The organism is Endozoicomonas sp. ONNA1, from assembly GCF_024606325.1.
GTDB lineage: Bacteria > Pseudomonadota > Gammaproteobacteria > Pseudomonadales > Endozoicomonadaceae > Endozoicomonas_A.
The window spans coordinates 1-10,110 of the sequence record NZ_JAHHPN010000254.1; the positions used below are offsets into that span (position 1 = coordinate 1).

The 10,110-nt window shown below is 47.0% G+C and carries 8 protein-coding genes and 2 pseudogenes; 6 read left to right on the plus strand and 4 right to left on the minus strand.

Annotated features, from left to right (window positions below; genetic code table 11):
- Positions 1 to 204, minus strand: a pseudogene (locus tag KDK19_RS06040) (hypothetical protein); the annotation flags it as partial.
- A 687-nt stretch (positions 205 to 891) separates the two neighbouring features.
- On the opposite strand from KDK19_RS06040, the pseudogene KDK19_RS24320 reads away from it, so the two are divergent.
- From KDK19_RS24320 to KDK19_RS06065, 6 genes and pseudogenes are all read left to right on the plus strand, one after another.
- Positions 892 to 963: pseudogene (locus KDK19_RS24320) on the plus strand (trimeric intracellular cation channel family protein); the annotation flags it as partial.
- A 37-nt stretch (positions 964 to 1,000) separates the two neighbouring features.
- A complete protein-coding gene (locus tag KDK19_RS06045) occupies positions 1,001 to 1,507 on the plus strand; it encodes a trimeric intracellular cation channel family protein (protein ID WP_257291553.1) in 507 nt (168 codons plus the stop codon).
- A gap of 156 nt (positions 1,508 to 1,663) precedes the next feature.
- Complete coding sequence (locus KDK19_RS06050) at positions 1,664 to 2,950, plus strand: OmpP1/FadL family transporter (RefSeq protein ID WP_257253514.1); 1,287 nt, start codon at positions 1,664 to 1,666, stop codon at positions 2,948 to 2,950.
- Positions 2,951 to 3,028: 78 nt separating this feature from the next.
- Complete coding sequence (locus KDK19_RS06055; protein WP_257291554.1) at positions 3,029 to 3,601, plus strand: hypothetical protein; 573 nt, start codon at positions 3,029 to 3,031, stop codon at positions 3,599 to 3,601.
- Between the two features lie 79 nt (positions 3,602 to 3,680).
- Entirely contained in the window at positions 3,681 to 5,015 is a 1,335-nt protein-coding gene (locus KDK19_RS06060) for a hypothetical protein (RefSeq protein WP_257291555.1), read from the plus strand.
- Complete coding sequence (locus tag KDK19_RS06065; protein ID WP_257253517.1) at positions 5,008 to 5,781, plus strand: VacJ family lipoprotein; 774 nt, start codon at positions 5,008 to 5,010, stop codon at positions 5,779 to 5,781. The genes KDK19_RS06060 and KDK19_RS06065 overlap by 8 nt, the downstream gene beginning before the upstream one ends.
- 74 nt (positions 5,782 to 5,855) lie before the next feature.
- Here the strand turns inward: KDK19_RS06065 and yaaA are convergent, their stop codons facing one another.
- From yaaA to KDK19_RS06080, 3 genes are all read right to left on the minus strand, one after another.
- On the minus strand, positions 5,856 to 6,629 hold the full coding sequence (gene yaaA / locus KDK19_RS06070) for a peroxide stress protein YaaA (protein WP_257282200.1): 774 nt from the start codon (positions 6,627 to 6,629) through the stop codon (positions 5,856 to 5,858).
- 125 nt (positions 6,630 to 6,754) lie between these two features.
- Positions 6,755 to 8,152, minus strand: a complete 1,398-nt coding sequence (locus KDK19_RS06075) for a phosphomannomutase CpsG (protein WP_257291556.1) — start codon at positions 8,150 to 8,152, stop codon at positions 6,755 to 6,757.
- Between the two features lie 226 nt (positions 8,153 to 8,378).
- Positions 8,379 to 9,782, minus strand: a complete 1,404-nt coding sequence (locus KDK19_RS06080) for a PhoH family protein (protein ID WP_257253519.1) — start codon at positions 9,780 to 9,782, stop codon at positions 8,379 to 8,381.
- Positions 9,783 to 10,110 lie beyond the last annotated feature (328 nt).

Consider the following 10,110-nt stretch of genomic DNA (forward strand, 5'->3'; position numbering starts at 1 on the left):
ACCGGCCGGGTTAAAGAAGATCGCACTGGAATCATCGACAGAAGAAACAGCTGCACCTGCCAATGCAGTGTATTCGGCATCCCAGAGAGTCGCTTTTTCAAAACCACCGGCTACTGCCTGACCTGCTGAAACAGCAACTGCCAGAGAGGAGGCCAAAGCTAATGGAGTGAGAGAAAAATGCGAGGAACGAGTGTGGCTTTTCATTATAACTCCTGACGTCGGCAAGACCTGAGGCGACTCCTTGTTAAAAAAGAAAGAACTTCTTTTTTCATTAACAAGTGATATGAGACTGCCTGATTGCGAACGTTGTTTGCTCTTTTCGAGTCTTCTCAGGTTCGCTGGTCGAAGGGCCGCTAGTCTTTTTGTGCTTATTATTAGTGTGTGTTGTCGTTTATAAATATCCGCTTGTTGAATGACGTTTTAACGTGCTCTGAAACGGGCATTTGAAACGACAGTACGAAATATCTCTGTTTAGAGGGGTCGAGTCAAGACAGGGTTGGGTGTTAATTAAAATTCGAATAGTATTCGATTTTCATTTTAATGAATTTAAGCTGTTTTGATTCGGTCTTATATTGCTAACTTTTTGATATTTAATGATTTTTATAAAAGGATGAGATTTGAATTAGCATCAGAAAAAGATGTAAAAAAATTGAAAAAAATTTGCAATTAGAGAGTCAGATTGCTCTCTAAGTCTTGGTAATTGCGTCAGGTTGAATACTTAAGATGTTTTTTATATAAATGAAAGACAAGCACATTGAGGTCATCTGAACCTGCATAAGCCTCCGTAGTCTGAGGAAAGTTCCTGTTCAATTAAGTAAGCGTCCTGATATGGGGTATGTGGCCTTGGGCGTATAATTTTAATATTAATTAATCGGACTCACTCTTTTTTTCATGCTGCTTTACATTCTGGATTTATTTGGCACCGCTGTCTTTGCCATCAGCGGCGCCTGGCTGGCCTGTCGTAAAGATATGGATATCTTTGGTGCCATGGTTCTGGCGTTTGTCGCTGCCGTGGGGGGGGGGCACGATTCGCGATGTCCTTTTAGGCGGCACACCGGTTTTCTGGGTACAGGATCACGATTACGTTCTGGTCATTCTGGTCTCAACCCTGTTGGCGATTTTGATAAGACGCTGGCATCAGAAAACGCATCATATGATGTTGATTTCTGATGCGCTGGGTCTGGCTGTATTTACGGTGATTGGTGTCACTAAAGCTCTGGATTTCGGCGCTTCAGCCATTGTCGCTGTCATGATGGGGGTTCTCACCGGCTGTGGCGGTGGCGCTATCCGGGATCTGCTGTCTGGTGAAGTGCCACTGGTGCTGAAAAAAGAGGTGTATGCTTTTGCCGCTATGGCGGGTGGTGCTCTCTTCGTTGCATCAGAGTCTTATATTGGCGTCAATATGGCCACATTGTTGTCTGCGGGTCTGGTTCTGTTACTCAGACTGTTGGCTCTTTATAAGAAATTATCTCTCCCTCGTTTTGACCTGCCACCCATTTCCCGATGACTTTAACGCGCTCTGACATATAGCTATTTGATCAGAGCTCCCATGCTTTTAATAACTGTTGTTTACTAATCGTCGTTTATGCCTTTAAAAAAAGGCAGCGAAGCGTTTCTGCGTCTATACCTTTCAAACCAACACACAACACAATGAGGTTTGAAAATGACTTTGTGTTTACGACAGAGGGTGGCTGTTCTGTCACCTCTTCTTGCCGCTATGGCCGTTTCCTTTCATTCTGGCAGTGTCTACTCTGCGGGTTACGGCGTTTATGAAAACTCAGCCAGCTACATGGGCACAGCCTATGCGGGCAGGGCTTCCAACCCCCAGGATGCTTCTATTGCAGCCAATAATCCTGCAGGTATAGCTTATGTTGAGGGTATGCAGGTTTCTGTGGGTTCTGCTGTCATTCTTGAAGGAGGGGAATTTGAGGGTCAGCATACTGCGGGTGGAACGGTGATTGCCCAGGGTAAGACGGAAGATTTCGTGTCAACAAGCGGGATTCCTTTTGGGCATTTTGTTATGCCACTGAATGAGCAAATCAGCTTTGGTATAAGTGGGTATGCTCCTAATGGTATTGAGCTGGATTATGACAAGGATTGGGCGGGTCGTTTCTTTGGTAATAAAACCAGCGTTAAAACCGTGAGCCTGCAGGGAACGGTTTCCTATAAATTTCAGGAAGACCTTTCGGTTGGGTTTGGGTTAATTGGTTCCTATGTGGAGGGGGAATTAACTCAAAATGTCAATCCCCTTGTGCCTGCTGCAAAAGCAAAGATTGAGGGTGATGCCAACGCATTGGGTTGGACTCTGGGAGCACTGTGGAATGTTTATGATAAAACCTACGTTGGCCTTGCTTACTTCTCAGAACTTGATTTTGAAATCGAGGGAGATGTAAAAGTTGAGGGTCTGGCCCCGGTTGAGTTGAAATCAGATGCAAAGCTCGATATCACTATGCCAGAAAAAGCGGCTCTAAGCCTGACTCATGAGCTAAACGATGAATGGACTCTCATGGCTGAGGCCACCTGGACCCGTTGGAGCCGGTTCGAGGAATTTTATGTCAGAGCCGATAATTCTGCCCTGTCCAGCTACGTCCCAATCAACTGGAAAGATGTTTGGGCCTGGAGTTTTGGTGCGACATGGCAAGTACTGCCAGAGTGGAAACTGAGGGCAGGCTATATGTTTGATGAGTCCCCCGTCGATGATGACAATCGTACAGTCCGTACACCGGATTCGGATCGTAACTGGTTTACCGTGGGAGCAAACTGGAGGCCTGATACCAACATCTCCGTTGATATTTCCTATGCATATGTGAGTCTGAAAGAAGGTAAAATCAATGAATCCAAGTACAGCCCGGATCAAAGGGCTACTCCAAATCCTTTTTACGGCACAGTAACAGGCGATTACAAGAACAGCTCCAATATTGTAGCTGCACAATTGAATTATATTTTCTAGACTTGTTCCGTCTGCGACCTTGCCTGTCTCTGCAGGCAAGGTCTTGGTGAAGGTTTTTCAGAACCAGGGAATAAGTCGATGAAATCAGTCTTTAACAACAAAACGATTAAAAAAAGTCTCAAGGTGGCCGCGTTAGTGGTGACAGCAGGTACTCTGGTTTCGGGGTATGCATACCAGCCTGTCGGCGAAAAAGATGAAGTCATTACCGAAAAGCGTACAGTTGATCAGGACAAAATCTGTCAGGATCTTGGGCATCTTTTTACCAAGAGCCGGGATGGCTTTTCGGATATACGTAAACAGCCTTCTTTTTACAATAAGATCACCATCTGGCAGACAGACTATCAACCACTGAACGGTGGCTGTGAGGTTTGGCAGTGGTCCAATCGCTATAGCTATGTATGCAGTCGAGTCCTGCCTGATGAGCAGACTGCGACTCTGGCTTTTGACGAAGCCAACCGTATCATCGGTCAATGTCTGCCCAGGAGTTGGAGTCAAAAGGAGGTGACATTGCCAGACCAGAAAGGCGAAAAAATTCAGTATTCCATCAATGGACAGGTCAGGGGCTCTCTGGAAAAGGTCAGTACTGGTGGCCTGTTTTCCAAAGACTGGACGGTTTACCTGTTGATTTCATCGCCGGAAAACACTCAGTAGTAATGATATGACTGGAAGAGGGGCGTTCTGTCCGTTGGTCCTCACGGACATTGTGGGGTGGGCAGGATGTTTTTCGAAGTTGCGAAGTTGCATTATTGCCATTTTGAAAAAACTTTTATTACTTCTGTTTCCTTTCTATTTGGGCACTTCGTGGGCTTATGACTTTCCTATCAGGGATCCATTTCTGGCCACCGTCGTTGGCACTCCGCCCGGGCAACAGGTGAAGCTGGGGCAGGGTACTGTCCGTGAGGCGATTTTAGGATTGGCTGACGAAACCATTAAGGGGGCGCCGGGTATATTCTGGGATGTGATGAAACCCCGTTTCAAATTGGCCTGGCAGGAGAAACCTGCTCCGTTGATATTTATCATTGCAGGTACTGGGGGGCGTTTCGATACCAGTAAGGTCGAGTTCCTGAAAAAGGTTTATTATCAGGCCGGCTTTCATGTCATTCAGATCTCATCCCCCACCAGTTACGACTTTGTTGTTTCCAGTTCCCGAACTCATCGGCCCGGCCTGACCCGGCAAGATTCAGAAGATATCTATCGTTTGATGAAAGCGTCTGTCAAGCGGGTCCGCTCCTTTAAAAAACTGGAGATTAGTGGCTGGTATCTGACAGGTTACAGCCTTGGCGCTCTCAATGCTGCGTTTGTAGCCCGAATAGACAGCGAACAGAACGCGTTTGGCTTTGAACGAGTATTGTTAGTGAACCCTCCTGTTGACTTGCGGCGCACCGTCGATAGCCTTGATCGTTTACTACAGGTGGATGTGCCGGGCGTTGACAGTGCAACAACGCTTTTTAATCACTACTTTGACAAGCTGGCTGCCTATTTTAAAGCTCATAAAAGTATTGATTTGGATGAACCCATGCTGGTTCAGGTGATGAAAAGCACTTATGCCATGAGCAGAGAAGAGCTGGCGCTGCTGATAGGCGTCAATTTCAGGCTGGTAGTAGCGTCCCTTTATTTCACTTCTGCTGTCATGACCTGGGACGGCAAACTGATCCCCGGATATTTCAGGCTCACGCGAAGTGATAGTCGAACTCCTTATTTTAAGCGGGCTATGTTTTGCGGTTTTGAATGCTACATCGATAATGTGCTGATCCCCTACGTAGAGAGGCAGAAGGGAATCCACTCCGGTCAGAAAAAATCCCTCCGAATGCAGCGCACTTTTATCTTTGAGCAGAGCGGTCTGCCTCGCCTTAAGACCTGGCTGAAGCGTGCCCGCCATGTTGGTGTGATGCACAATGTGGATGACTTTATTATTGATAAGAAAGGGCTCGACTTTCTTTATGACACCTTCAGAGGGCGGATAAAAATTTACCCTCTGGGTGGGCATATGGGCAATCTGAAATACCATCAAAACGTACGGGATATGCTCAGCTTTATGAAGGGTAGGGGGTTCCCTGATGCCTAGAGCCGGGCTCCTGTTGCTGTTTTTTTCTCTCATAGTCTTTAATGTCCTGGCTGATCAGCGTATCCCCTATGCAGATCCTATGGATACTCTGAAGTTCAGAGACACTGATGATGAGCTGTTGGAAAATTGGCATCACAATCCAATGTCTTTTATGGATGTTTATGATCCACTGGAGTCCTTCAATCGCGAGGTGTTTGCTTTCAATCGGCAGTTGGATCGCTATTTTCTTGAGCCTGTTATGCAGCTTTATGAAACGGTGACTCCGTTTTTCGTTCGGATAGGGATTGCCCATTTTTTTCAGAATCTGAAAGAAGTTTCCACTCTTATGAACAACCTGCTTCAGTTTGAGGGTGAGCGAGCTGTCAGATCAGTCGGTCGATTATTCATCAATTCTACTCTGGGTATGTTGGGCTTTTTTGATCCTGCTGAGAGTATGGGGTTGCCCCATCATCCCAATGAATTTGGCAATACTCTGGCAAAATATGGCGTGGGGCCCGGACCTTATCTGGTGGTTCCGGTGATTGGCCCATTCAGTTTGAGGGATGTCAGTGGTCTGGTCGTCGATCTGGTAGCAGAAGATTATATTGATTTTCTTGGGGTGCCTGCACAGGTGTTTAGCGAACCTGAACTGTTTGCTATCTATGGCATTAACTATCGTTACACCGTACCCATGAGCTATGACGATTTCAGTTCGCCCTTCAGCTACGACATCATTCGCTTTCTCTACACCAGAAAGCGGGAGTTGGAAGTGGGTATTATTAAGTAACCGTGAATTGTGTTGGTAATAGAAGGGAAGTGTCTTCCAGCTCAACGGCAATCACGGAGCTGGAAGAAGATAACTTAGACTTCTTTGCGAATAAACACCCACTCCTTGTCATTCGACATGGCTTCGTTATAGCTATAGCCCTCATAATCAAAACCTTTCAGGTCATCGACTTTTTTCAGGTTGTTATCTATGGCATAACGACACATCAGGCCTCTGGCTTTTTTAGCGTAGAAGCTGATGATTTTGTACTTGTCACCTTTCCAGTCCTTGAAAACCGGAGTGATGATCTGACCTTTCAACAGTTTGGGTTTAACAGCCTTGAAGTACTCGTTGGAGGCCAGGTTGACCAGAATGTCGTCTTTTTGGGCAGCCATTTCTTCGTTCAGTTTGTCGGTGATCTGTTCGCCCCAGAATGCATAAAGGTCTTTTCCTGCCTGGTTGGCAAATCGGGTGCCCATTTCCAGACGATATGCCTGCATCAGGTCGAGAGGTTTCAGCAGACCATAGAGACCAGAGAGAATGCGCAGGTGTTTTTGCGCATAATCAAACTGTTTGGCATTCATAGTCTCAGCATCAAGTCCCGTGTAAACATCACCTTTGAAGGCGAGGACAGCTTGTTTGGCATTATCCCGGGTGAAAGGTTGCTGCCAGGCTTCGTAACGGGCTGCATTCAGCTGTGACAGTTTGTCGCTGATGCTCATCAGGCTGCCGATATCTGACGGACTCAGCCTGCGCAACTGATTAATCAGGTCCTGAGACTGGTCCAGGAACTCTGGCTGACTGAACTTTTTCGTCACCGGAGCGGTGTCATAGTCCAGGGTTTTGGCAGGTGACACGACAAAAAGCATATTGGTTTTCTTCCTTAGCACTATGGAACACATCCTAGTTGAGGGCGGAGGTGTTTGGTAGTGAATTGTCTCTATTATGTTGTTAGGCAGCATGAGAGAGCAAGCTGGACCCGGACTTTCAGACACTAATGAGATCGAATGAGGGTCACCAGTTCTGTTGTTTTTTCTTCCATCAGCGCCTGATCTCCCCGGCTTTCCACATTCAGTCGAATGACCGGCTCAGTATTAGACATTCTGAGGTTGAAACGCCACTCTCCCATATCAACGGAGATGCCATCGGTACGATCAATTTCAGCGGCATCTTGTTCGTACCTGATCAGAATGGTCTCAATGGTCTGTGCTGGATTTTCAACTGTGCTATTGATCTCCCCGGAAGCGGGAAATTTGTCTATTCGTTCGGCCACCAACGCAGAGAGTGTCCGACCTTTCTGAGATAATAGTTCTGTAACCAGCAGCCAGGGAATCATGCCAGAGTCACAGTAAGCAAAGTCACGGAAGTAATGGTGGGCACTCATTTCACCACCATAAACGGCATCTTCTTTGCGCATTCTCTCCTTGATAAATGCGTGACCCGTTTTGCAAAGCACCGGCTCTCCTCCAGCACTCCTGACTTGGTCTATGGTATTCCAGGTCAGTCGCGGGTCATGAATGATCTTTGCCCCCGGCGTATGGTTCAGGAAGGCTTCACCCAGAAGACCCACAATATAATAACCCTCAATAAACTGCCCCTTTTCATCGAACAGGAAACAGCGGTCAAAATCGCCGTCCCAGGCTATCCCCATATCGGCCTGATGTTCGAGAACAGCATCGCTGGTTGCCTGGCGACACTCAGGCAACAGCGGGTTAGGAATGCCATGGGGAAAGTTACCATCGGGCTCATGATGAACTTTGATAAATTCAATGGGGACTGAAGTGGATTGAAAACGGGCTTCAATCGCATCAATCACATGGCCTGCCGCACCGTTACCTGCATTAACAACCAGTTTCATGGGCTTTAGCCGAGTAGGTTGGATGTAGCCAAGCATGTGATCAATGTAGTCATCAAGAACGCTGACTTCTTTATAATCACCCTTCAGAGAGCGGTCTGTTATGGGTGAGGCGTCGTTTAATGGTGCAGCAACAAATGTATCCTCGACCAGCTTCTGTATCTCACGCAGACCGGTTTCACCTGAAACAGGTTTACTGTCTTCTCTGACCAGTTTCATGCCATTGTAGTCTCTGGGATTGTGGCTGGCCGTTACCATGATGCCACCATCTACTTTCAGGTGTGACGTTGCGAAGTAGATTTCTTCCGTGCCACATAGACCTATATCCAGAACATTGACTCCGCCCGATCTCAGGCCATCACTCAGTGCGGCTTTCAGGGAGGGTGATGAAAGCCTAATGTCTCCACCAACAACGACGGTGTCTGCTTTTAAGTATTCTGCTGTTGCACGACCAATGCGCCAGGCAATGTCTTCATTCAATTCATCCGGCATGCGGCCCCGGATGTCATAGGATTTGAAGCAGTTCAGAGATTTCATTCATAACATCCGTTTCTGGTGGTGTTCTAATAATACCCTTTTGTTGTGTTAACCCGTAAGTACAAAAGATGTCGCAAAAGTGCAGTGCTTCCCCAATAAGGCGTTAAAAAGTGGTTCAGATTGCTGGTGAGCAGGGCTTTAGGGGGAGGAAAGTTAATGATTAATGGCTGTCGGTTTTTGATAGCCAGACGATCAAGTCTGGCTATCGTTCTGAGGTAAGTGAAAATTATAGATTTTCTTCAGCGTATGCCGCCAGTGGCGAGCGTGGGACTCCCTGTAGTTGGACTGCGCCACCGTGTGGAAAGTTTTTAAATCGCTCAGTCATGTAAGTCAGTCCTGAACTGGTCGGTGCGAGGTAAGGGGTATCAATCTGAGCCAGGTTGCCCAGGCAGATGACCTTACTACCGGAACCCGCACGGGTGATAATGGTTTTTATCTGGTGCGGTGTCAGGTTCTGACATTCATCAATGATGATCAGGCTCTGCTGAAAGCTTCGTCCCCGGATATAGTTCAGGGATTTGAAATGGAGAGGGACCTGCTTGAGAATGTAATCCACACTGCTGTTGGTGGATTCATCGTCGTAGTGCAGGGCTTCGAGGTTGTCAGTAATGGCGCCCAGCCAAGGCTCCATTTTCTCCGCTTCCGTGCCCGGCAGGAAGCCAATGTCTTCATCCAGCCCCCGGGTTGAACGGGTCGCTATGATTCGACGGAACTGTTTGGTGGCTACTGTCATCTCGATCGCTGCAGCCAGGGCCAGAATGGTTTTACCTGAGCCCGCAGCACCGGTCAGGTTGACCAGATGAATGTCGGGGTCCAGTAAAAGATTCAGGGCTATGGCCTGATGAATATCGAGAGGTTGAAGCCCCCAGGCTTCCTGACTCATTAATGCTTCACGGCAGAAGTGTTGCAACTGGACTTCGTCCTGAGTGATGGCGTTCACCCGAGCTACAAATCCAGTGTCGTCCAGTAAAAACTGGTTCAGATGGATGTCCTCTCCGAGCTCTTCTTTCAACAATCGGTGATAGGTATTACTCTCCAGCTGTTCTGTCTGAACCTGGGAAACCCGGTCCCAGAAGTTGCCTTCAAACAGCCGATAACCTTTATTGAGTAAACCAATATCGGAAACCAGCTGGTCGCTGTGGTAATCCTCCGTTGGAATTCCGCATCCCCTGGCTTTGAGACGCATATTGATATCTTTGGTCACCAGGATCACCGGTATACCCGGATGGGTTTCCTGAAAATGACAGATATCGTTGATGATGCGGTTATCGTTATTGCTGGTGGGCAGTGTGGTGATGTTTTCTATACGGTGAGAACTCAGGATTGAGAGAGTACCCTGAGGCTCTGATTTATTACCACGTCTGATAGGAACGCCTGCTTCGATCTCCGAGGGTGAGGCAGTACCCAGTATCTGGTCAATCAGCCTGATGGCCTGTCGGCAGTCAGCGGCGATGGTTTGCTTTCCGTTCTTAAGCTTGTCCAGTTCCTCCAGAACGGTCATGGGGATGAGCACCTGATGCTCTTCAAAGTTGAGGATTGAGTTAGGGTCGTGTATCAGAACATTACTGTCGAGAATGTAGGTGGTTGTTTGGGTTGAGATGATCGGCCTGGCTTGCAAGGCGTTTCCCATAGGCGGTTTCCTCGTCCTTTTTTTGGATCTCTCATATTTGATTCTTATCGAAAACCAGCAAGTCAGCAAGTTTAAATTTCCAATAGAAATAAAAAATTTTAAATACTGATTTTATTATTTTAATAAGTGAAATTTGATTCTAAACTTAGAGGATTACATTCATATTTCTGCTAAATAATACGTCTGGAAATCGTTACAAGTTTTTTCGTTTACTCCGTTTTTTCAGGGCCATTTACAGGGGTTGGAAGGCTGCTAGCGAATTTCGGTTGAATATTCGCTAGCAGCCTGTCGGACTTAAGCGTCCGTAGCGAGGATTGCAAGAAATTGA